The organism is Burkholderia sp. BCC1638, from assembly GCF_902833195.1.
Taxonomy (GTDB): domain Bacteria; phylum Pseudomonadota; class Gammaproteobacteria; order Burkholderiales; family Burkholderiaceae; genus Burkholderia; species Burkholderia diffusa.
In genome coordinates this window covers 1-22,847 of sequence record NZ_CADFEC010000029.1, presented here as the reverse complement: position 1 = coordinate 22,847, position 22,847 = coordinate 1, and the positions used below count along the sequence as shown (strand labels likewise).

21 protein-coding genes and 2 pseudogenes are annotated in these 22,847 nt (G+C 63.7%); 21 read left to right on the top strand and 2 right to left on the bottom strand.

Annotated features, from left to right (window positions below; all coding sequences use genetic code 11):
• Positions 1 to 56: 56 nt before the first annotated feature.
• The 4 genes from HWX22_RS25655 (at position 57) to HWX22_RS25640 (ending at position 2,970) form a co-directional block, all read left to right on the top strand.
• Positions 57 to 1,013 carry a LysR substrate-binding domain-containing protein gene (locus HWX22_RS25655; RefSeq protein ID WP_175911958.1) on the top strand — a complete coding sequence of 319 codons (957 nt, stop codon included), beginning with the start codon at positions 57 to 59 and terminating at the stop codon, positions 1,011 to 1,013.
• Between the two features lie 167 nt (positions 1,014 to 1,180).
• A complete protein-coding gene (locus tag HWX22_RS25650; protein ID WP_059530720.1) occupies positions 1,181 to 1,840 on the top strand; it encodes a hypothetical protein in 660 nt (219 codons plus the stop codon).
• A 34-nt stretch (positions 1,841 to 1,874) separates the two neighbouring features.
• Positions 1,875 to 2,342 (top strand): sodium:proline symporter, encoded by a 468-nt coding sequence (locus HWX22_RS25645; protein ID WP_175911957.1) that lies wholly within the window; start codon positions 1,875 to 1,877, stop codon positions 2,340 to 2,342.
• Positions 2,343 to 2,496: 154 nt separating this feature from the next.
• A complete protein-coding gene (locus tag HWX22_RS25640) occupies positions 2,497 to 2,970 on the top strand; it encodes a hypothetical protein (protein WP_175916652.1) in 474 nt (157 codons plus the stop codon).
• A gap of 168 nt (positions 2,971 to 3,138) precedes the next feature.
• On the opposite strand, the pseudogene HWX22_RS25635 reads toward HWX22_RS25640, so the two are convergent.
• A pseudogene (locus tag HWX22_RS25635) lies at positions 3,139 to 3,380 on the bottom strand (porin); the annotation flags it as partial.
• A 729-nt stretch (positions 3,381 to 4,109) separates the two neighbouring features.
• Here HWX22_RS25635 and HWX22_RS25630 point away from each other — a divergent pair.
• A complete protein-coding gene (locus HWX22_RS25630; protein WP_175911956.1) occupies positions 4,110 to 4,634 on the top strand; it encodes a hypothetical protein in 525 nt (174 codons plus the stop codon).
• Between the two features lie 248 nt (positions 4,635 to 4,882).
• On the opposite strand, the gene HWX22_RS25625 is transcribed toward HWX22_RS25630, so the two are convergent.
• On the bottom strand, positions 4,883 to 5,644 hold the full coding sequence (locus tag HWX22_RS25625; protein ID WP_059820772.1) for an A24 family peptidase: 762 nt from the start codon (positions 5,642 to 5,644) through the stop codon (positions 4,883 to 4,885).
• Positions 5,645 to 6,235: 591 nt separating this feature from the next.
• On the opposite strand from HWX22_RS25625, the gene HWX22_RS25620 reads away from it, so the two are divergent.
• The 16 genes and pseudogenes from HWX22_RS25620 to HWX22_RS25550 form a co-directional block, all read left to right on the top strand.
• The gene (locus tag HWX22_RS25620) at positions 6,236 to 6,544 is read left to right on the top strand and encodes a pilus assembly protein (RefSeq protein ID WP_236873290.1); all 309 of its coding nucleotides are present in this window, start codon (positions 6,236 to 6,238) and stop codon (positions 6,542 to 6,544) included.
• Positions 6,545 to 6,566: 22 nt separating this feature from the next.
• Positions 6,567 to 8,162: a Tad domain-containing protein gene (locus HWX22_RS25615; RefSeq protein ID WP_175911955.1), complete on the top strand. Its 1,596-nt coding sequence runs from the start codon at positions 6,567 to 6,569 to the stop codon at positions 8,160 to 8,162.
• Positions 8,163 to 8,185: 23 nt separating this feature from the next.
• Positions 8,186 to 9,037 (top strand): hypothetical protein, encoded by an 852-nt coding sequence (locus HWX22_RS25610; protein WP_175911954.1) that lies wholly within the window; start codon positions 8,186 to 8,188, stop codon positions 9,035 to 9,037.
• Between the two features lie 83 nt (positions 9,038 to 9,120).
• Positions 9,121 to 9,738, top strand: coding sequence for a hypothetical protein (locus HWX22_RS25605; protein ID WP_236872432.1), 618 nt, complete (start codon positions 9,121 to 9,123; stop codon positions 9,736 to 9,738).
• A 1-nt stretch (position 9,739) separates the two neighbouring features.
• Complete coding sequence (locus tag HWX22_RS25600; protein WP_059820777.1) at positions 9,740 to 9,922, top strand: hypothetical protein; 183 nt, start codon at positions 9,740 to 9,742, stop codon at positions 9,920 to 9,922.
• A gap of 18 nt (positions 9,923 to 9,940) precedes the next feature.
• Entirely contained in the window at positions 9,941 to 11,002 is a 1,062-nt protein-coding gene (cpaB, locus tag HWX22_RS25595) for a Flp pilus assembly protein CpaB (protein WP_175911953.1), read from the top strand.
• Between the two features lie 27 nt (positions 11,003 to 11,029).
• Positions 11,030 to 12,718, top strand: coding sequence for a pilus assembly protein N-terminal domain-containing protein (locus HWX22_RS25590; protein ID WP_175912005.1), 1,689 nt, complete (start codon positions 11,030 to 11,032; stop codon positions 12,716 to 12,718).
• Between the two features lie 25 nt (positions 12,719 to 12,743).
• Complete coding sequence (locus tag HWX22_RS25585; RefSeq protein ID WP_175911952.1) at positions 12,744 to 14,549, top strand: ATPase, T2SS/T4P/T4SS family; 1,806 nt, start codon at positions 12,744 to 12,746, stop codon at positions 14,547 to 14,549.
• On the top strand, positions 14,546 to 15,394 hold the full coding sequence (locus tag HWX22_RS25580) for a type II secretion system F family protein (RefSeq protein WP_175911949.1): 849 nt from the start codon (positions 14,546 to 14,548) through the stop codon (positions 15,392 to 15,394). The genes HWX22_RS25585 and HWX22_RS25580 overlap by 4 nt, the downstream gene beginning before the upstream one ends.
• A 36-nt stretch (positions 15,395 to 15,430) precedes the next feature.
• The gene (locus tag HWX22_RS25575) at positions 15,431 to 16,312 is read left to right on the top strand and encodes a type II secretion system F family protein (protein WP_175911947.1); all 882 of its coding nucleotides are present in this window, start codon (positions 15,431 to 15,433) and stop codon (positions 16,310 to 16,312) included.
• Complete coding sequence (locus HWX22_RS25570) at positions 16,309 to 16,653, top strand: DUF192 domain-containing protein (protein WP_175911945.1); 345 nt, start codon at positions 16,309 to 16,311, stop codon at positions 16,651 to 16,653. Before HWX22_RS25575 ends, HWX22_RS25570 begins: the two co-directional genes overlap by 4 nt.
• Positions 16,613 to 16,807 (top strand): annotated as a pseudogene (locus tag HWX22_RS32385) (TadE family protein); the annotation flags it as partial. The gene HWX22_RS25570 and the pseudogene HWX22_RS32385, both read left to right, overlap by 41 nt.
• 45 nt (positions 16,808 to 16,852) lie before the next feature.
• Positions 16,853 to 17,425 carry a pilus assembly protein gene (locus tag HWX22_RS25565; protein WP_347879268.1) on the top strand — a complete coding sequence of 191 codons (573 nt, stop codon included), beginning with the start codon at positions 16,853 to 16,855 and terminating at the stop codon, positions 17,423 to 17,425.
• Between the two features lie 86 nt (positions 17,426 to 17,511).
• Entirely contained in the window at positions 17,512 to 18,114 is a 603-nt protein-coding gene (locus HWX22_RS25560) for a lytic transglycosylase domain-containing protein (protein WP_175911942.1), read from the top strand.
• A 191-nt stretch (positions 18,115 to 18,305) separates the two neighbouring features.
• Positions 18,306 to 19,541 carry a tetratricopeptide repeat protein gene (locus HWX22_RS25555; protein ID WP_244135288.1) on the top strand — a complete coding sequence of 412 codons (1,236 nt, stop codon included), beginning with the start codon at positions 18,306 to 18,308 and terminating at the stop codon, positions 19,539 to 19,541.
• 428 nt (positions 19,542 to 19,969) lie between these two features.
• Positions 19,970 to 22,847, top strand: a 2,878-nt coding sequence (locus tag HWX22_RS25550; RefSeq protein ID WP_175916648.1) for an Ig-like domain-containing protein, incomplete at its 3' end; no start/stop codon positions are given.

Genomic DNA, 22,847 nt, shown 5'->3' with positions numbered 1-22,847 from the left:
CGGCAATGGTGCGGCGTGGTCAGATGTTAAGCTAGCGCACAGATCAACATGCGGGTATGAATATGGCTCACAGCTCGGTGCGCATGCGGCAGCGTGTGGCGGACGCGCTGCCGGCCCTCGCGTCGGCACCCGGCCCGCGTCCGCCGCTGGCCAGTCTGGAGACCGTCTGCACGGTGGCGCGCCAGGGTTCGTTTCTGGCGGCGGCCGATGCCTCCGGCGTCACGCATGGCGCGATCAGCCGGCGCGTGGCGGCCGTCGAGAACTGGCTGGGCATGGCATTGTTCGAACGTCATGCGCGCGGCGTGCGGCTGACGCCGGATGGCCAGCGCTTCATCGGCCGGATCGAACAGGCGTTCGCGATCATCGACGGCGCGGCCGATCAGTGGCGCTCGCCACGCACGCCGCGACTGGTCAGGATGAGTGTGGTGCCGGCGTTCGCGCAGCTCTGGCTGCTCGAGCGTCAGCATGCGCTCGAGAGCGAGGCGCCTGCGTTGCGCATCGAGCTCGGCATCGAGGTTCGCAACGTGGATATCGCCGCCGGCGAAGCGGATCTGTCGATCCGTTACGGGCGCGGCAACTGGCGTCGGCTCGAGACGCGCGAGTTCATGCCGGAGACGCTTTATCCGGTCGCGCATCCGCGGCTCGCCGCGCAACTGGCCGCGCTGCGCCGTCGAAACGGCGACGCCGCGCTGCTCGAGATGCCGCTGTTGCACGACTCCGACGTGACGGGCTGGCGTACCTGGTTCGACGCGCTCGGCATTCCGTTCAAGCCGCGCGCGCAGGATCGCCGCTTCGAGGACTACAACCTGGTGCTCGCGGCGGCCGAAGCCGGGCTCGGCGTGGCCCTGGCGCGGATGCCGCTCGCCGATGCGTATCTCAAGCGCAGCGCGCTCGTGCGCGTGAGCCGGCATGAGGTCGAGTCGCTGCTGAGGTATCACTTCGTGCATGCGAAGGGCGAGAATCGTCCGGAAGTGCTTGCGTTGATGGAGCGGATGCGGGCGGCGCTGGCGTAGGCGACGGCAGCGTCGGGACCGGCGACACAACGTGCGTCGACGCCGCTGGTGCTCGACCGCGGCCATGGGATCGTCGACAATGCGACCGCGGAAAACCGCGAGATCCGAAGATGAACGAGAATCGACAGTTTTTGCAGACGTGCGGATGCAGAGGGAGAGAGTGAGTAATGAATAGACCAGACAAGTCGTCGAAAGCGCGTGCGGCGCTCGACCAGCTGTTTTCGGGCATGGCGCCCGCAGACGCGCAGCAGCGCGCGTCGCGTCCGGGCAATCCGTTCGAAGCGGCAGGCGACCCCGCGGGCGCCGACGGCCGCGTCGAAGTCACGTTGTCGACGAGAATCCAGTTGCGCGGCTATCCGGGCGCGGATGCGTTCATGAAGCGCATGGCCGAAGCCTGGGGCCTCGCGTGGGGCCCGTACGACGCCGTGCGGGCGACGGCGACGCTGCCGGCCGGCTGGCGCTCGCGCCGGCTGCCGGAAGTCACGCAGATCGTCGATGAACGCGACGTGCTGCGCGCGGAAAGCAGCCTACAGGGCGGCGAGATGTCGTATCTGAAAGTGCATCCGCGCTATTACATCGATGCGCGCAAGGGGTTCGGCTGGCGCAAGTCGTCGAAGGCGTCCGACGATCCGGATCTCGACGGCCCCGACTGGAACTGCTACGTGATGGATCGGGAAAAGTCCGTCGAAGTGCACGAGATGACGACGTCGTCGTCGAAGGCCGATCTGGACAACGCGCGTGCGACGTTGCTGAAATGGCTCGACGAGCACTACCCGAAGCATCGCGATCCGTTCGCGTACTGGACGGATTGCGAACGCCCGTTGTAAGGCGCGCACGGCGCGCCGTCGCCGCGGAGGGCAATTGAAACAGACCGGTGCGGTCCCGATTCTCTGGGCAGCGTTCGGCGCGGCGTTCGGCTCGACCGTCGTCGAGCTGCTGCTCTGGCCGATCGCCGGAGAAGACGCCTTTCACAACCTGCTTCGCGACGCGCGCCTGACGGCCGCCCTCGTGATGGGGCGATCCGTGCTCGGTGCGTCAGCGGGCTTCGATCCGACGATCATGGGCGTGGCGACGCTGGTGCATGCCGCGCTGTCGCTTGCCTATGCGGCCGTGCTGGCGAGAATGGTCCGCAGCCTGTCGCCGGGCGTCGCGCTGCTTGCTGGCGGCGCATTCGGATGCGTTCTCTACGGCATCAACCTGCATGTGTTGACCGCGGTGTTCCCGTGGTTCGCCGCAGTGCGCGGCGCGATCACGCTGGTCGCCCATGTGGCGTTCGGTGTCGTTGCGGCGGGCGTGTACTGCATCGTCCGGCGCTCGCCGCGCGCATGATCGCCGACGGTCCCTCCGTCGCGCATTCGCATCCCGACCCCTGGAATAATCCGGCACGCTACATCGTCTAATGGTCGGGTGACCCGATACGAAGCCGCGGGTCGTTCGTGATGCCAAGGATCGGGTGGTCGGGGCAATCATGCGGGAGCCGATCATGTGCAACTTGTTTCGGGTCGGGATGGGCGTCGTTTGTCTCGGCTGCTCCATGTGCGTGCTTGCGCAAACGTACGACGACACGCCGGATGAGGGCGCCCGTTGCCGTGCGGTCGTCGTGCAAGCGGAAATCGACGGCACGGAACAGCAGATCGTCGGGCGCGCGTGCCGGCAAAGCGACGGCACCTGGCAGATGATGCAAAGCCAGGACGGTACCATCGTGTGGTATCCGGACACCGCTTATCCGTACGCCGACCCATGGTACTGGGGGCCGGCGGTATTCGTCGGCACGGGTGTCAGTTTCGTCTTCATCGACCGTTTCCATCATCGCCATCACTTCGACCACTTCGGTCACGTCGGTCATTTCGACGGGGGCATGCGTGGCCGCGTCGGCGTTCCGATGGGCAGCGGCTTTCATCGTGGCCCGGCCTTTGTCGGCGGGGAGCACGGGTTCGGTGGAATGCGCCGGCATTGAGTCGACGCACATCAAGGTGTGCCGGCGCCGGGTCAATGCGACGGGACGGTACCGTCAGAACTTGTGGCGGATGCCGGCGATCCCAGCGTTCCTGCGTATCGGTGCCCGAGTTCACGCCATACGAGCCGACCGATGTCGCGGCCTCACGATCGCACCGCTCGCGACCGTCGAGCCGTCATTGGCGAAGAAATAGCCGGTGCCGAACGACAGCGTGTCGTTCGCGTAGCTCAGCCCGAAGCTGTAGGTGCGGCCGCTGCCGGTCGCGCCCGCGACGCCGCCGAAGCCGTACAGCGCGGCGAACTGGAAGCCGGAGATCAGCGGGCTCGTGTATTTCGCCGAATGGCTGACGCGCAGACTGTTGTCGTCGTTATCGAGGTCCCCCCGGCGTCGAAGTAGTTGTTCTCGGTGAGGTTTGCTAAACACATCTACGCGCCTTGCGAAGTGACCACATCTTCATGTGAATCGCACCGAGTGTTACAGGCGCCCTCGCGTCCAAACCAGCGTGCCTGCTGCGTAGTGCTGCTGACTTCCATCATTCAGCATCGAAGTGCCTCGCTCGAACCGGCAGAGCGCTTACGTTCATCAGCCGAACGCCGGCGGCTCGCCGTGCAATCTAGCTTGCATCGTTATTTCGAAGAAACCCGACGTTGAGGCTTCCGTGGTCACCGAGGTCGCGCTGGAGCGATGCATTATGCCTCCAAGATATGGTCGAGAACCGATTCAAAACAGCTCGGATGTCCGAACATATGAACGCGACCCTGCCGCGTAGTCGCATAATTCTCGACAGCGTCAGGATCACATCCTTTGAACGAAGGCTGGCACCGATCTCGATCGCCAAGGCATTCGCGGGTGATGTCTCAAGTGCATGCGTCGCGATATGCGCGGAATGCGAGTTGTCAGTCGGTACGGGGCGAGGCATGCCGTTAGCTGTCGTTCGAGCCCCTCTTTCTCTGCCGGATGTCAGTTGACGGAGCGCTTATGAATCTTAATACTGAGATAAGAGCGTTGTTCGCCGCGCTGTTGGGCAGTTTGGAATGGATGCGGGTGAACGAGAATGAATTCAGCCTATCCTCAAATCGGGGTGAAAGATGAGATTCGGCCGATGTGTTGCAGTAGTTGGCCTGTGTTCAGCGCTGACAATGATCGCCCATGCGGGTCCGGAGACATCGCACACGGTCGTCAAGCAGGTCAAACTGGTAACCCATATCGGTGACAGCCTGTTCGTAACGAAACTTGACCGCACTGCGTATGGCGTGGTGGAGTTGACCGCGATTGGCAGTTCGGGTCCGGCGTTGACGGCGACCGTGCCGATCCATATCCGCACGACGGATCCCGACGTGCGCGTCACGCTGCAGCAGCCACTGCGGTTATCGAATGGCCGCGGCGATCTGGCCAATGCGAAAGTCGAGTTAATGGGCAAGTCGGGCGACGTTGAAATTGTTGCCAATGCCGGTCGCGTGCTAACGCTGGAAAAACCCGCATGCGACGGTTTCGGTGGTTTCGACGAAGTCCGTCAAGTGAAGATCAGCGCGAAAGTACTTGCCATCAGCGAGGCGTCGCCAGCCAATGCCAGTTATCGCGGAGACATGGTATTGATATTCGAGCCGACTGCTTCCGCGGGGCGTGAGTTGGTGCCGGGAACAATCGTGACGGCTGGAGAGTGAGACAGTCCCCGATGGGTATCGTCGACCGCGGGTGTCAATGAAGCGCTTTGTATACGCGTCCGCCCGCATTTGTCCTCGGATGCCTTTCGGAATCTGCCGGCGGTCTGAACGGCTTAGCGACGGTGCCGCATTGCACGATAACCCCCGCTGGGAAATGGTGTTCGCGATAGAGTGACGTCACTCGTCATTCCGTTGTCCTACGCGATCGCTCCTAACAACGTGACAGTGCATGTCCTTCATTCCGCACGTCATGCCGGCAAGCAGCGTGAATAGAGCACCGCCATGCCCGCAAGGGCTATAAACGGGCCGAATGCAATCGGCGTGTCGGCGCGATTGCGCCCGGTGGCGATCAGTATGATGCCGGCGACTGCGCCGGCAACCGACGATATGACGACGATCCATGGGAGTGACGCCCATCCTAGCCACGCACCGAGCGCGGCCAGCAGCTTGAAATCGCCATATCCCATTCCTTCGACACCACGCAGCAGCCTGAACAGCCAGTAGAGCGTCCACAACACCAGATACCCGCAGACTGCGCCGATCACTGCGCTAGATACCGTCGTGAACACGCCCGCGAGATTCACTATCAAGCCAGCCCACAACAGCGGCAAGGTGATCATGTCGGGCAGCAGCCGATACCGTATGTCGATGATGCTCGCCACAACGAGCGACACGCTGAATCCGCACGCGGCCACCGCCGCGAACGTCGGACCAAAAGCGAAGCACGCGAGAACCGCCGAAAACGTACACGCGGCGGTGACCCACGGTAGCAGTGTCGCGAGACGTTCGCCGCAGCGAAAACAACTGGGTGCGAGACGCAGCAGTCGGATCGATATGACGCGCTCCAGCGGTGTCAGCATACGGTCGCAGTGGTCGCAACTTGTGCCGTGCGCGGGTCTAGTGGGCACTGGTACACCGTCGCGTTCGAGGGCACCTGGCAGATATGCAACCGCGAACGTCGCCAGCAGGCCCGACACACCGCCAAGCAAAATGAAAAGCAGCCACGTCATGGGGAACTCATTTGGACGGGCGCCAATGCCTGGGATGTGTCTGGCCCGAGGATGGCGCAGGGATATTGCCGCGATCGCGAATTGACAGCGGTTCGAAAAAAGAATCTTCAGCCGAATGGCTGCGGATCGTCTTGAACAAGACAAACCGGTGGAGAAACCGGCGAATGAAAAATTCAGAAATTGATGGATTCCATGGCGACGAAAACAGGACTGTCGATTGGATGAATGAAATTATAACTCCTAGGCTGATGCGGTCTCGCGAGCGGTAATAAATTTTTATCGAGACAAAAAATCTGACTAATCAACTGTCATTCAAGGGATCGCGGCGATAGCATTCTGCTGTTCGTGGCAGATGCGTCGGCGAGGTATGCCGGGTGGCCGCGGTGGGGCCGAGTCCGAACTGCGCTGGTCGATCAATGCCGTCGGCGTGGATTGATGTTGCTCATCACGCGAGTCGGGGGAGTGTGGCGCCAGTTACTGGTCGAATTCCGGGCGCTGGAATCGCAGTATCGGTGCTTTCGTGATTCCGCGCGTGGCGAGTTTTTTATATGTCGGTGGTCGTCGTTTATTTTTTGATTGGAAAATACTGTTATGCCTTTGATGAAACAATTTAATGCGGAAAATCGTCGTCGAATTCGTAAACAGCTGGGTCAGGGGATGACCGAGTACATCATTATCGTTGCGCTGATCGCCGTGTCGGCGATTGCCGTGTATGCATTCTTCGGCAAGACGGTGCGCGATCAGACCGCGGGTCTCGCAACCGAGCTGTCCGGCAAGAGCGGCCAGTCCAACATCAGCTCGGCGCAGGCTGACGCGGGAACGGCGACGACCGAGGCGGGCAAGACGAAGGGCCTCGGCAGCTACACCAACGACTCGATCAACAGTTCGGGTGGCAAGTAACACACGCCGTCTCTCATAAGCAATGGTGTTCCGTACCTGTTCAGGCGGAGTGGTGCCTGCCCGCGAGAGCGGGCAGGCACTCGTTCCCGCATTGCTGTTTCTGGTCGTGGGCGGCGTTGCGCTCAACCTTGCGTTCAATTCGCTCCAGCTGACCAGTGCCAAGATCAAGTTGCAGAACACGGCGGATGCGGGGGCGTATGCGGTCGCGTTGATGCAGGCGCGCGACTACAACTTTTCCGCGTACACCAATCGCGCCATGGTTGCTAATCAAGCTGCAGTCGCGCAGATGGTCAGTCTGAAATCGTTCGTCGACATGCTGGACGAACATGTTGCTCCCGGCTCGCGTTCGGATCGTTTGGCGGATCAATACAGTGGTGGCGCGGATGACTGGTTCGTGAAAAAGAGCCGGGCGAGGGACATGATTCATCCGGTGCGTCAGCGCCTGGATTCCGATCTTCCGGGTATGGCGCGCAGTCTCGACACGATCATCGCGGCGTTGAGCAGCGCGCAGCGTGCGTATCACGAAGCAGTGCTTGCCGGTGCACCCAACCTCGCCGATGAGATCGCACGTGTTAACGAACCGAATACGCGTGTCATGGACGGATCGTTCGACGATCGGCTATCTCGAACGGAATTCGCCGCGTGGCGGACGCATTCGACAACGTTCAACCCGCGTGCGGGCTACGACGATCGGTTCGCCGACGTAGTGGCTGACGCCCGCACGCTTGGCGACTTCGTGCGCAGTCGGCCGGTGGAAGAGTTTGGGAGTGGGTTCGTACCGGGGTGCTGGGGAAGCGTCGGTCGTCGTTCGAGGATGGATGGCGGCACGCAATTGCGGCCCGATCGCAGTGGGTGGCAGGCCATCGATGGCGCGATGACGCGCGTCTGGACCGCGCACGACTGCATCGAGATTTACACGAAATGGGTCTGGGTCGAGGACGAGCCGCCCGAGAGCGAGGTGGGTGAAGAGGGCGAAGCGGGCGAGGCAACCGAAGCGGGTGAACAGGGTGATGGCGAACTACCTGTCCCCAAGGGGCACTGGGAACGTCGGGAAGAGACGATCGTCAGGGCGGGCATCGATGACACGAGTACGGAAGGCCGGGCGGGCGCGGGGAACGGCAATGCGATGAGCTATCAGAGCTGGTATGGCTATGGCGGGTACCTGAATTTCGGCTATCCAAGCGGTTCGCCAGGATGGGTGTCGTCGGCAATGCGATCGCAGTACGCAGCGGGGCCGGGCATGACGATGAGCATGAATGGCGGTTTGCAACCCTATCGGGATCTGGCTGGACAAGGCGTGGCGAGCGCTGCGCCACGCATCACGATCCGCGTGGCACGCGCGCAGGGCTCGACGATCAGCGATTCGCGCCTGCTCGGCGGCGGGCGACTCGCGCTCTCGCACGATCCGCGCCCGCTGATGGCCGTCGCCTCCGGGGAGGCGTATTTCGTGAGGCCGGACGAGAAGGGGCTGCGGTCTGTCTACGGATTGCTGCGTTACCCCTCCAACTGGTCGCGCACTGACCGGCGAACCGAGTACCCGAGCTTGTTCAGTCCGTACTGGGAAGCGCGGCTGGCTGCGGTTCCGGAGGAAGCGCGGGCGAGTGGAGGGGGGCGATGAACCGTCGGTACAGGAGGCCTTCCGTGCGCCGTCAACGCGGGCAGGCGATGGTCGAAATGGTCGCCGGGCTCGGGTTGGTGTTCGTCGCCGGGTTCCTCGCGATGGCGATGCTCGGCAAGCTTAACGACGTGCGTAACAAGGTGCTGGTTGGCTCGCGCTACGTTGCATGGGAGCGCACGGTATGGACGAATCCGGACGACGCGGGCACGGGCTCCGACAGCTGGTGGTATCAGAAATTCGGCGCGGGTGCGCAAACCGTGACCAAAACGGACGACGTGCTGTTGAACGAGTTCCTTGCGCGTGTCGTTGCGCCGCGTCGCACGTCCTTGTCAAGCAGCGACGGCAGTGTTGCGCTGTCGGCGGCGTTGCCGGCCGCGTGGCGCGACCCGGGTGGCGCGGCGTTCGTCGAATCGGCGCGCGACATCGCGGTATCCACGCGCGCGACCGATCGACTGACTGCGGGAACGACGAAGCTCGCAAACAAGACGATCGGCGTCTATCAGTCGCCGCGCGTGCGCCAGGAGGTGGCATTGCAGATGGCGTCGCGCACGGCTCAGGACGGGCGAGTATCGGTGCATGTCGGATTGCGCGGCGAGAGCGCAAAGCGGCTGTGGCCGTCGCTCGCGCAGCTGACGTTCCAGGACACGACCACGCTCGTGACCAATACCTGGACACCGGATGGCAGGCTCGGCCTGGTGTCGGCGATCGGGCCCGAGGTGGCGGCGCCGGCGGCAAAGCTCGACGCGATGCTGCAGACGCGTGATCGGCAGACGCTCGTCAAGGCCATGGACGGTGTAGGCACCGTGCTGGGGCCAGCGTACCTCAAGCCGGGCCGAATCGAGGCAGACGTGGTGCCTGCGGGGGTGCTGAAGTGAGTGCGGCGTCATGGTGGCGGTGCTGGGTGCTGGTGGGCACCGTCTGGGCGGGAACGCACGCGAGCGCGCAGACCTGCGACCGAATGCCGGTGCCTGCGGCTCGCGCGCAGTCGATCGGCGGCGACATGCTGTTGAACGGCATGCCGGCCGCGGTCTGGGCGCTGACGTTCGACATGACGGTCGAGCAGGTCGAGCGCGCGTTCCGCGCCTATTGGGAGCGCGCGGAATTGCCCGCGATCGGGATGTCGGGCCCGCGCGGCCGGACGATGAGCGGGCTCGACGGCGTTTGCCAATACGTGCTCGAACTGCCGGCCGGCCAGCACGGCGACACGACCCGCGGCGTCCTGAGCGTGATGCAGCTCGACTCTGCCGGGGCGCGGAATGCAATTCCGGTGTCGGTTGCTGCACTGCCGGCCGGCCGTGTTCTGTCCGACCTCGAAAGCCGCGATCCCGGGCGAGCGGGACGCACGTGGGTGATCGCGTTGCCGGGTCGCGCCGACGAGCATGCCGCGCGCTATCGCGACGCGCTGGTGCGTGCCGGATGGCGGACGATGTCGAGTACGACGGTTGCGCAGTCGAACGTGCGGCGTGCGCCCGATGTCGGGCTCGCGATGCAAAAGGGTAGGTACAAGCTGGACGCCGTGTTTTCCGGACAGGCTGGACAAGCCACGGCGGTGATCAATGTGATGGAGAGTGGTTGATATGCAACGTTTGACTGGCCGCATGCGGCGTCAACGCGGCCAAGCCTACGTGGAGTACTTCGTGGTCGCTGGATTGATTATTGCAGGACTCGTCGTGGGTGGCGATACGTCGGTCATGAATACGCTTCTGGTCGCGATGAAGTCGTTCTTCGGCGCATACAGCTATGCGTTGTCGTTGCCCTAAGCGCGTCAGGATAGTCCAGTGATATTCAGTCGAATCAACTATCGTTCGCTGTTCGCGAACACTTGGCTGCTGGTCAGCATTGCCATGATCACAGCGGGCGGCATCACCTGGATGACGTACCGCTACATCACGGCCAGCGAGGCCCGCATAAAGGCCGAGGCCGAGACACGTCATCAGGGGCGCGGCGTCTCCGTGGTCGTGCCGCGTGCCGACGTACCGGCCGGTACGCCGCTGACGAGCGACGTGTTCGTTGCTCGCGACATTCCGGCGGATCTCGTCTATGACGATATGCTGCGCGCGGCCGATTTCAACCAGTTCCGGCTCGCGACGCTCGTCAAGCCAGTCAGGCGCGGGCGGGCGTTGCGCGCGCAGGATATTGATGCGCTGCGGGCGCGCGACTTCTCGGACATCCTGCCGTCCGGCACGCGCGCGCTCACCTTGCAGATCGACACGGTCAATTCGACCGATGCGATGCTGCGTCCCGGCAACCACGTGGATCTCTACTGGATTGGCCAGAACCCGGATTCGACGATGAGCGGCGGCAACGACGCGGCTGGCGGCGCCCAGTCCATCCTGCTATTGATGCCGGATGTGCTCGTGCTCGCGACCGGCAACGATGTGCGACCGCGCGACGCAGGCGAGGCAGCGCGAGACATGGCCGACGGCGCGCAGCGCGAAAGCTACGCGACGGTCACGTTACAGGTGCCGGTCGCGGAGGCCGCCCGCATCGTGCTCGCGCAGAAGGTCGGCATGTTGCGCCTGATCCTCCGTAACAGCGAGGATCGTGCCGCGCCGCCGCCGAAGCGGCTTGATGAACCGGGGTTGTTCGCGGCCGCGCCGGACGGTGCCGTCGCCGAAAGCGACGTCGTCGAAATCATCACCGGCGGCAGAGGTAGCGCGACGTTGTCGCGGATCGCTGCGTCGCCGGCCGATGCCGGTATCCCCGGCAGCGCGCCAGTGCCGGCTCCGGTGTCGAAACCGGCCGCACGGCCCCGGGCGGCGAGCGGAGCCTATCAGCAGGCAAACGCGCTTGCAGACCGCCTGCAAGCCGAAATGAGTGCGTCCAGCGCGCCGCGGTAACGTTCGAGAACGCAATACGGGTTGTTCATGAAAGTCATAGATTGTGCGGCGGAGCGCCGCAGCAGGGTGTTGTCGTGCGCATTGGCCGGCGTGCTTGCTGCCCAGGGCATGCCACAAGCGTTCGCCGCGCCACGTATCAACCACGAGGAGCACGTCGCGCCGGCGCGTGCCGCGGTACTCGATTTGTATCGCGGCGAGATCCGGATGATCGACGTACCGGGCCAGATCAAGCGCATCGCGATCGGTGACGGCACTCTGGTGACGGCGAATGTCGTCGATGGTCGGTTGATGTTGCTGGCGGAGAAGCCCGGCATCACGTCGCTCGTCGTCTGGACGACGAACGGCGTCGCAGTGAATACGACGGTGCGCATCGCGAAGGGCAACGTGCACGAAACCGCCGCGCAGCTGCGCCTGGTCCTGGTCGGTGTCCCCGGCGTGCAGGTCGTGGAATCCGGCCCGAACATCGTGCTGACCGGCACGGTGCACCGCGACATGCTCGGCCGCATCAAGGCAGCGACCGTCGACGTGCCGAATCTGCTCGATGCGACGATCGTCGATGAAGGCGATGCGCTGAAGAAGACGATCCACTTCAAGGTGCAGATCATGGAACTCACGCGGAATGCGCAGGAGAATCTCGGCATTCAGTGGGACCAGAAAATTGCCGGGCCGCAGGCGGGTGCGCAAGGGTTCATCGGAAGCCAGGCCGCCACGGCGGCGGGCATGGTTTTCGCGGGAATATCGACGCAGATCACCTCGATGATCAACCTGATGGTCAACAACGGCGATGCCTACGTGCTGGCGTCCCCCGAGCTCAATACGAAGAGCGGCGGCACGGCGAGCTTCCTCGCGGGCGGGCAGGTGCCGATTCCGCGCGCCGGCGCGCTGGGTACGACCGACGTCGAGTACAAGGACTACGGGATCAAACTGAATATCAAACCGGTCGTCGACGCGAACAACGTGATCTCCGCGCAGATCGACACCGAGATCAGCCAGATCGATCCATCCGTGTCTTATGGCGGCTACCCGGGCTTTCTGACGCGTAGCGCGCGATCCGATATCTCGTTGCGAGCGGGGGAGACCATGGCGATTTCCGGCCTGATCAATGCGGACGCGATTGGTAATGCGAGCCGCGTGCCCTTTCTCGGGCGGCTACCGATCATCGGGCGCCTGTTCAGGTCCGACGAGTTTCGTTCGAAGCGCAGTGATCTCGTGATCCTGGTCACGCCGCTCATCTCGGATCCGACGCTCGCACCGAATACGGACATGCTCGCGCGCGCCAACCTTATCAACCGCGGATTCCACGACAAGCACGGCGATCCGAGTCCGCTTGCCGACGATTCGCGCGGCTCGAACGGCACGCTGAATCCGATCGGGCCGACCCGGCCGCAGCAGTTCGGCCCCGTTCGAGTGCAGCCGGCACCGTTACATGCTGCGCCGGGCGGCGACGAGGCGGGCGCATCGGGACCAGCCGGGCGCGGCGACGGTAGCGCCGACGCCAGGCCGGCTTCGGCCGATACGGCGGACGAACGAGCGACGACGGGCGAGCGGAACTTAAAGAACGCGCGGGGCGACTTTGACACGAAGGACGAGGCCGCGCGTCCTGCGCGGCCGTTGCACACAATTCTCGCAACGCCGGTGACGTGGCGTCCGGCAGTGCCGGCTTCCGCTGTCGATGCAGAGGCGCCCGGCCGCGCGGCGGCTGCCGGTGCGCCGTGACGACCGCTCGAAAGGAGAGAACGTTATGCTGAGTTTGCAAGTACAGGCCCGTCACGGCGCGCCGCGGATCGTGCAGGTCGAGGATGTCTGCACGATCGGCAAGTCACCGGATTGCGACATCGTGGTCAAGGGGATGCTGATCGGCCGAATCCAGGCCCGCATCGCGCTACACGGCAACGCGTGGTATCTCGAGGATCAGGGCGGGATCGTCACCACGCTCGTCAACGGCTCACCGGTCGAGAATTTCGGTCCACTGACGGATTCCGACGAAATCGAGGTAGGAACGACGAGGATTCGCGTGGTGACGGAGACGCAGCCCCGTGCGGCTGGCGGTGCGCCGGACGCTGCGGCGCGGCCCACGGCGGCGGCGAGCGAGGAAGCCGCGCCACAGGCCACGCCATCCGCGCAAGCGAAACCGGGGGCCCATGCCGCCCCCGTGTTCGACGCTGAGTCGCCGTCGTCCACACGTGCCGAGCGGCGGGACCGGCGCCCGGCGCGTCGCGCGTCAGTCGCGCCGGATCAACGGACGTCGTCGATCAACAGTCGTGCCGGCATCGAACTGCGAAAGCAGGTGCATATGCGCCTGATCGCCGAGTTCGATCTGCGCCGTCTCAACGTCGCGAGAATGGACGAGGATGAATTGCGGCGCACGGTGGGCAGCGCGCTCGACGAGATCCTGAACGGAGATCCGAGCTTCCGGTCGCCCGACGTGTCGCTCGATGCGTTGCGAAAGAGCGTATTCGACGAAGTGATCGGGCTGGGGCCGCTCGAGGAGTTGATCGCCGATCCGGACGTTAGTGAAATCATGGTGAATTGCCACGACGAGATCTTCATTGAGCGGCGTGGCAAGTTGACGCGGTCGCCGGTGATCTTCACTGACGATCGTGCGGTGCTCGGTGCGATCGAACGCATCGTCGCGCCGATCGGACGCCGCATCGACGAAAGCTCGCCGATGGTCGACGCGCGTCTGTCGGACGGATCCCGTGTCAACGCAGTGATTCCGCCGCTCGCGCTGAAAGGGCCGAGCATGACGATCCGAAAATTCTCGCAGCGCAAGTTGACGGGCGAGGACCTGATCGATTTCGGCTCCATGTCGGCGGATATGCTCGAGTTCCTGCAAACGGCCGTCGAGCAGCGCGCGAACATCATCATCTCGGGCGGGACAGGGTCGGGCAAGACCACGCTGCTCAACGTGCTGTCGAGTTACATTCCGGATGATGAGCGGATCGTGACGGTCGAAGACGCAGCAGAGCTTCAGTTGTCCCAACCGAACCTCGTGTCGCTGGAGGCGCGTCCGCCGAACATGGAAGGCAAGGGCGCGGTCCATATCAGGGATCTCGTGAAGAACTGCCTGCGGATGCGTCCCGACCGGATCGTGGTGGGCGAGTGTCGTGGCGGCGAAGCGCTCGACATGCTGCAAGCGATGAACACCGGCCACGACGGTTCGCTCACGACCGCGCACGCGAACTCACCGCGCGACTGCATCGCGCGACTTGAAGTGATGACGCTGATGGCCGGTCTGGACTTGCCGGTACAGGCTATCCGAGAGCAGATTTGCTCGGCCGTCGACATCATCGTCCAGCAGACGCGCTTCTCGTGTGGCTCGCGGCGCGTCACGTACGTAACGGAGGTGAGCGGAATGGAGTCGGGCGTGATCCAGCTGCAGGACGTGTTCGTATTCAAGCAGGACGGGTTCGGCGAGGACGGCAAGGTGCAGGGCACGTTCCGCCCGACGGCTTACGTCCCCGACTTCTACCAGGAGCTGATCCGCCGGCGCATTCCGGTCGATACGACGATATTCACCGGCGGCGCGGAGCTCACGCACCCATGAACATCGTCGTGCTGCTCGCGGCCGTGTTCGCCGGGCTTGCGATTTTCCTGGTCGTGGCGATCAAGCTCGGACGGCGTGCCGTCACCACGCGCTCGAAGCGCGTGGTCAACGAGCTCGAGGCATCGCTTGCGGAGGCATTCGTGTTCGCGAACCGCCAGCGCGTCGCCTTTCTGTCGCTGCTGGCCATCGTCCTGCTGCCGTTGCTTGCCTATCAGCTGTTCGACAGCGTGTTCTTCGCGGGCCTCGGACTCGTCGTGGCGCTGATGGCGCCGGGCCGCGTGTTCGCGGTCATGCGCAAGCGGCGCACCGCACAACTCGAACGCCAACTGCCGGACGTATTGCTGATGATGGCCGGCGCATTGCGCGCGGGAGCAAGCTTCGCGGTCGCGCTCGAAAGTGTCGTGTCCGAATCGCCGGCGCCAATTTCCCAGGAGCTTGAACTGCTCGTACGAGAGCTGCGTCTCGGCATCGATCTCGACATCGCCATGCAAAACATCGAGAAACGCATTCCGGTGCCCGATTTCCTGATGGTCACGGCGGCCGTCACCATTTCGCGTGAAGTGGGAGGGAACCTCGCGGAGGCCCTCGAATCGGTCGCACGGACGCTGGGTGCGAAGTTGCAGATGGAAGGAAAGATCCGTGCGCTGACGTCGCAGGGCCGGATGCAGGGCGTGGTGATGACGTTGCTGCCGGTCGGGCTTATGTTCGTGCTCGACTTCATGGAGCCGGAGGCGATGGCTCCTCTGTTCCACGAACGGATCGGGTGGATGACGCTCGGCGTGATCGGGGTGATGGAGTTCCTCGGTTACAAGGCGATTGCCAAGATTACCAATATCGACGTATGAGCCGGGCGTGCCGCGTCGTCATCCGGGAGTGAAGTGATGATTCTGTTCATGTCGGCGCTTGTCGGCTTCGGTGCGATGTTCGTGCTGTTCCTGCTGACGCGATTTGCCTTGCAAGTGCAACAGGCAGTGCCGAAAGAGGACCGTGCGTATCTCGACCCGTTGCCCAAGGGGCTGAGGGTCATCTGGCCGCTCGTCAACGTTGTCGAGCACTGGATGGGTGACCGTCTCGGTACCGCCTATGTCGAGCGGGTCGATCTGCAATTGCGGCTCACGCACCTGATTTTCCTGATGTCGGCGCGCCAGTTCGTGGCGCTGAGCGTCGTGTCGGCCACCGTGGCGACGTCGTTCGCGCTGTCTGCGATGGCGGTGCTCGGGGTGTTCTCGTTCCTTGCGCCGCCCATTGTCGTGCTCCTGGGTTACTACTATCCGCGCATCTGGATGCGCGACGTACGACGCGCACGGATCGCCGCGATCCAGAAGCAGCTGCCGGTTTACCTGGACTTCCTGACGCTCGCGGTCGAAGCGGGCCTCAACATCAACGGCGCGATTCAGAAGGCGGTGGAAAAGGGGCCGGACGGGCCGCTGCGGCGCGAGTTCGAACATGTGATGCGCGACCTCAAGTCGGGTTTGAATCGCGCCGATGCGCTGCGGCGCTTCGACGAACGGCAGGGGATCAAGGAGATCACCAATCTGGTCGGTGCCGTGATTCAGGCCGAGCGGATGGGCGCGGGTCTCGCGAGCACGCTGCGTTTCCAGTCGGAGCAACGGCGCGCGGAGCGCTTCCAGCGTGCCGAGAAGCAGGCGATGGAAGCGCCTGTCAAGCTCGTGTTTCCGTTGATGGTGTTCATTTTTCCCGTGACGTTCGTCGTGCTCGGGTTCCCGATCGCGATGAAGTTCATGCAAGGAGGATTTCTGTGAGGCAACGCGTACTAGTCGTGGGGGGGCGCGTAACCGGCGTGCGCGTGGCCGTTACGGAATCGGCGCGCGAGCGTATGAAGGGCCTGCTGGGGCGCGATGCGCTCGGCCCCGACGAAGCATTGCTGCTTGCGCGATGCGGGGCCGTGCACACCTTCGGGATGCGCTTTGCGATCGACGTGCTGTTCGTGAGCCGGACGAACCGGGTCGTCGCCGTCCATCGCGGGGTGTGCGCGGGCCGCATCCTGATGCACTGGCGCGGCGCGAAGACGCTCGAGATGGCGTCCGGTGCCGCCGCGCGTCATGGGATCGGCGTCGGCATGGACCTTGAGTGGGATGCGTGACGCGATGGCGATTCGTCTCAAACGTGCGCGTCAGCGCGGTCAGTCTCTCGTCGAGTTCGTGATCGTTGCACCCGTATTGTTGTTCTTCTGCTTCGGCCTGCTGCAATACGCATTGATGTATCAAGCCAAGGCGACGCTCGATTCGGCGGCGTTGGAAGCAGCGCGCGACGGCGCGGTCAATCATGCCGAACTCGCGCCGATGCAGCGCGCGCTCGCGCGCGGCCTTGCGCCCCTTTACGCACACGAAGCGAGCGCTAAAGGTGCTGAAAATGCGCTCGCGCGCGCCAGGCAGGATGTGCTGGCGCATGCGCGGATCGCGATCGTCAATCCGACGCGTGCGCAACTAGACGATTTCGGACAGGCCCGCTACGACCCGCGGACGCGCACGACGGTCGTTGAAATTCCGAACGATCTGCTGCGCTATCGCCGGACGGAAATCGGCCGCGCGTCGGGCACGGACATCCAGGACGCCAACCTGTTGAAGATTCGCGTGCACTACTGCTATGACATGGTCGTGCCGTTTGTGAATCGCGCCGTGTATTACGCGGTCAACGCAATCGGAGCGGTGTCGCGCGATGGCCTGTCACCGACCGAGCCCGTCGATTCGAACCAGGATCCGTACGGTGCGCCCGCCACGCCGGACTTCATGTGCAGGCGCAAGCTGGAAGACGGGCGCACAACAGGGCGCTGGCCGATCGCGTTGGAGTCGGAAGTCGTCGTGCGGATGCAGTCGGCCTATCGCGGTGCGGTCGGACAGGTCATGGATCGATGAGCGCGCCGCATGCATGGCGGCCGCGCCCGCATAGGCAGGGTGCGCGGCCGGTCGGTGCACTGTGTTGGGGCAGCGTGGCGGTTGCGATGATCGCCGTGGCCCCGCCAGCGGCTGCCGCCGGTGATGTGATGGCGCACGGCGTAGCGATGATCGTCGGCGGTGCGCAAACGGCGGCGGCGCCTGATACCGCCGCGCGACGCGGCGTGGTGCTCACGTTCGCGGTCGCCGGCGCGCAGCCGCGGACGATGGTGACTGCTTACGCACACCGGCGCATGCAGGCGCTGGCGCCGCTCGTGGCGGAGATCGCGCACGCGTTTCGGCTGGACGCGGCATTGTTGATGGCGGTCATCCATGCCGAATCGGCGGGCGATCGCCGCGCGATTTCACCCAAAGGCGCGACCGGCCTGATGCAGTTGATGCCGGCCACGGGCGCAGAATACGGCGCGACCGATCTGTTCGATGCACGACAGAACATTGTGGCCGGCGCCCGCTTTCTGGGCGACCTGCTGCAACGTTACGGCTCGCGCGATCTCGCGCTGGCCGCCTTCAATGCGGGCGCGGGGGCGGTCGATCGCTACGGCGGCCGCATCCCGCCCTACGACGAAACGAGACGCTACGTCGTGAGGGTCAATGGCCTGTATGCACGCTATGCGCACGCAGACGAGGCATGGACGCAGGCGGTGCAGTGAAAATCTGACTAATCAAATTGGTTCGTGCGTTGCGAACGGAGATACTGCCGCAAGCACGCATTTCCAGCCGCGTATGCGTCGTAACGGAAACCATGACCAGTCATTCGATTCGTGCAATGAGCAGAAGACCCCCTATTACTTATGGACGCGGCCCGCGTGCTGCAAACGTCCCCGGCGCGGCCGAAAGGCGCATGCATGCGCTGGCCAACGAATTTCGTGTGGCGATGGCCGCATGCCATTACGGCGCGGCGCGCCGTCTCGCCGAGCGCGCGCTCGCGATTGCGCCGGGCAACCCGACCGTGCTGGGCGATTACGCACTTTGCCTGATGCGCGAAGGGCGCCATGATGCGGCCTACCGTGTCTATCGAGGCATCGACGCGCTGCCGCCGGCGCGACAGAACCTCGTCTCTCCGACCTGGATAGACGGATTGGCCGAGGTATGCGGCTGGCTGCACAAGCCCGATGAGCTGCGTCATTACGGATATCGGTCGCTCGCGGCCGCGGATGCCCGTTTTTCTGGCAATCGTCGCTGGACGGTGCCCGTTGCGCCGCCGCCGTCCTTCGATGCGAGCGAACCTGCTCGCAACGTGATTGCCTACAGTTTGTACGGCGCCGATCCGCGCTACGGCGAGACGGCCGTGATGAACGTACGAACGGCGGCCGAGTTGTTCCCGGGCTGGATCTGTCGCGTGTACCTCGATGACACGGTGCCTGATCACGTACGAACGCGTCTACGCGATGGAGGGGCGCAGGTGGTGACCGTCGACGCCGTGACCCGCCGTGCAATACCGGGCACGATGTGGCGTTTTCTCGTGCTCGACGATCCGTCCGTGACTCGCTTCATGGTGCGCGATGCCGACGCGCTGCTGTCCGAGCGTGAGACATCAGCGATTGCCGCATGGATCGGCAGCGACCGCTGGTTTCATCACATGCGCGACTACTTCACGCACACGGAGCTGTTGCTCGCCGGCATGTGGGCAGGCTGCGGTGGCGTGTTCCCGCCCGTGGCGCAGCTGATGGCCGACTATGTACGGCAACATCCGGATGAGCGTCGCTTCACCGACCAGCACTTTCTGCGTGAAGTCCTTTGGCCGACGATTCGCGACAGCGTGCTGAACCACGACGAACTGTTTGGTTTTCACGACGCCCGGCCGTTTCCTCCGCATCCTCCCGTGCGTTGGCGCACGGCCGAATTTCATGTGGGCAGCAATGCAAGCTACCGGCGAATCGGAGGCCCGAGCGCGCGTGGCGACGGTGAAACGCAGCCCGTCATCATGACCTGCGGGGCAGACGGGCCGCTTCGCTACGACGCGATCGTACGCGACGGGCATTGGTCGCTCGATTTGCCGTTCTTCCTGATCGATGCATTCGAGAAGGGTGAGTTGCGCATCGACGTGATGCACGCGGGCGCGTCCGAGCCCGTGTAGGAAACTCAGGTCAGGCCGTTGGGACGGCCGTGATTCGACAGCCGGCCGTCATTGCATGACGAGTCGGTTTTTTCATGCCCTTATTTCGAGATATTCGCGGGAGGATCGGGATTGGGGAGGTGCTTTCCGGACAGTAACAGGGAGATTTAATTTGCCGTGCTTCATCTTTGTTGAATTGAATAATTAAGAGTTTTCTTAGGATTTTGCGGAATAAATTGTGAATAACATTTAGATTGATTGAGATTCAAGGCGACCTATAAAAAATATGTGATTTTCTGACGAGTCAACTTGATGGTAGTCGGGTTCATGGCAAGAATTGGCTGTTGTTTTAGACGTGGATGGTTGTGTCTTTGCTGGGGAAGCGGAGCGAATGCCGTGTGCGTCTTTTTTTTCAAGTCATTGGCAAACAATAAACCAAGGAAGCGCTTGTGAGTACTCGTGTCATCAAACTCGCTGTCGTCAGCGGCAAGGCGATCAATAAAACCGTCGAACTGAATCCTGGTGTGGCGGGGGCGCCAAAGGTCCTCGAGGCGGTTCCCAACGGAAAATACGTGCTGATCGACGAATCGACCGGGCTGGCACCCCGGCATGTCACGGTCAAACGCGTCGGTAAGGATCTGCATATTGGCCTGGATGGTGCGAGTGCGGACGAGCCGCAGGTCATCATCGAGGATTACTATGGATCGAGCAGCCAACTGGTCGGCGAAGCAGAGGGCGGCCAGTACTACGACTACGTCGTTTCCTCGAGCGCGGACGGGGAAGCGGAACTGGGCGCGCTCGCCGCGAACGTGGATGCGCCGGTCGGACTGAGCCAGTCCGGTCTGGTGCCGGGTTTCGCCGAAACGATGGCGGCTGCGCAGGGGGCGGGATCGCTTGGTCTCGGCACGCTGGGCGCGCTGGGCACCGCGTTTGCCGTCCCCGTGGCGGCCCTTGCGGGCGGAATCGCGGCCAGCGCAGGCGGGCGCTCGAGCGGAGATCAGTCGGAATTGAAGCAGGAGGACCAGCCTGCTCCGCCCGCTGCACCATCGCTTGCCGGCGTCTACGACGACAATGGCGCCGAGTTGAAGTCGATTCCGGACGGGGGTTACACGGATGACGAGACCCCGGTATTCAAAGGCACTGGGCAGACGGCCGGCGATACGATCGAAATCCGGCTCGGTACCGAAATCGTTGGCCGGACCACCGTCGGTGCGGACGGCACATGGTCGCTTTCGCTCAGCGAACCGCTCTCCAACGGAAACTATACGTTCTCGATCGTCGAGATCGATGCATCCGGTCGTGCCAGCGATTCGACCGATTATTCGCTGACGGTCGACACGTCGCCGCCAAGCCGTCCGCTGATCGACCGCGTGATCGACGACGCCGATCCGCACGTCGGCATCGTCAATCGCCAGGACGTGACGAACGACGATCGACCGACGATCGAAGGGCGCGGCAAGATCGGATCGATTATCTATATTTACGACAACGGCGGCGCGACGCCGATCGGCAGCGTTGCAATCGGTGACAGCGGGACCTGGTCGTTCCAGGTGCCCGAATCGCTCTCGGACGGCAATCACAGTATCACTGCGAAGGCGGTGGACCGCTTGGGCCGCGAGAGTGCCCCTTCGCGTGCATACCAGATTGTCGTCGATACGACGCCACCCGAGCAGCCGACAATCGGCGAGGTCGTCGATCATGTCGGATCGATTCAGGGGCCGTTGGACAATCACAGCTCGACCGACGATCCGAAGCCCGCGCTGTCGGGCAATGCTGAAGCGGGTTCGATCGTGACGATCTACGACGGCGGCAAGGCGATCGGCTCGACCGTTGCCGACCAGGGGGGGCATTGGTCATTCACGCCGAGCCAGCCGCTCGCGGACGGTGAGCACGTACTGACGGTGCGCGCAGAGGACAAGGCGGGCAATACGAGCCAAGCGAGCGACCCGTTTACGATCGACGTCGACACCACGCCGCCGGCCAAGCCGGCTATCACGGATGTGATCGACAACGCCGGTGACGTGACCGGGCCGTTGAAGCCGCACGATACGACCGACGACGCGCGGCCGGAAATCAAGGGGAGCGCTGAAGCACACAGTGTCGTGCTGATCTACGACACGGTCTTCGGCAAACAGGTGTTGCTCGGCAGTGTGCGCGCAGATGCGGACGGCCATTGGTCGTTCCGGCCGCCGTCGCCGCTGCCGGAGGGCGACCACGAACTGAGCGCGATCGCGCGCGACGCTGCGGGTAATGAGAGCGAGCTCGGCGACGGCTTCGACTTTACGCTGCAGATCGGGGGCGTACCGGTTACGCCGTCGATCACGGGCGTGTTCGACGCGGTCGAACCGCACATCGGCAACGTCGAGAAGTACGGCGTGACGAACGACGCGCAACCGACCGTAACGGGTACCGCGCCTGCTGGCAGCATCGTGCGCATCTTCGTCGACGGCAAGATCGTCGCGAGCGTGACAGCTGATGGATTCGGCCGCTGGAACTACCGGCCTGAGACGCCGCTTACGGAGGGCTCGCACAGCTTCTCGGCCTCCGCGCAAACGGCGGATGGCAAGGTGAGCCCGTCGACGGGCGACTATTCGATCGTGGTGGACACGATTGCGCCGGAAGCGTCGAAGGACGAGACGCTGCTGGATGACGTTGGTAACGTGACGGGCCAGATCGCGAATGGCACGACGACGGACGACGCGACGCCGGTATACAGCGGCAAGGCTGAGGCCGGCGCGGTGGTGACGATTTACGACGGCGAGAAGGCGATCGGCTCGACGGTGGCGGGACAGGACGGACGGTGGACGTTCCGGCCGTCGGAGCCGCTGTCGGACGGTGCGCATCGACTGTCGACGACGGTGACGGACAAGGCGGGGAACACGAGCGAGCGAGGGGATGCGCACGAGTTCACGGTGGACACGAGCAAGATGTCGATCGCGCTGGACCAGGTGATCGACCACGTTGGCACGGTGCAGGGTCCGCTGCAGCCTGGACAGACGACGGACGACCGCCAGCCGGAAGTGACGGGCAAGGCGAAGCCTGGCTCGCTGGTGAAGGTGTACGTGGACGGAGAGGTGGTTGGCTCGGTGCAGGCGGGCGGCGACGGACAGTGGTCGCTGAAGCTGCCGGCCCCGTTGTCGGAGGGGGCGCACGAGATCGCGGCGTCGTCGACGACGAACGGGATGGAGAGCGCGCGGACGGAGCCGTTCGAGCTGACGGTGGACGTGACGGCGCCGGATCGGCCGACGATCGAGTCGGCGCATGACGACGTGGGTGCAGTGCAGGGCACGATCGTGAACCACGGGACGACGGACGATACGACGCCGA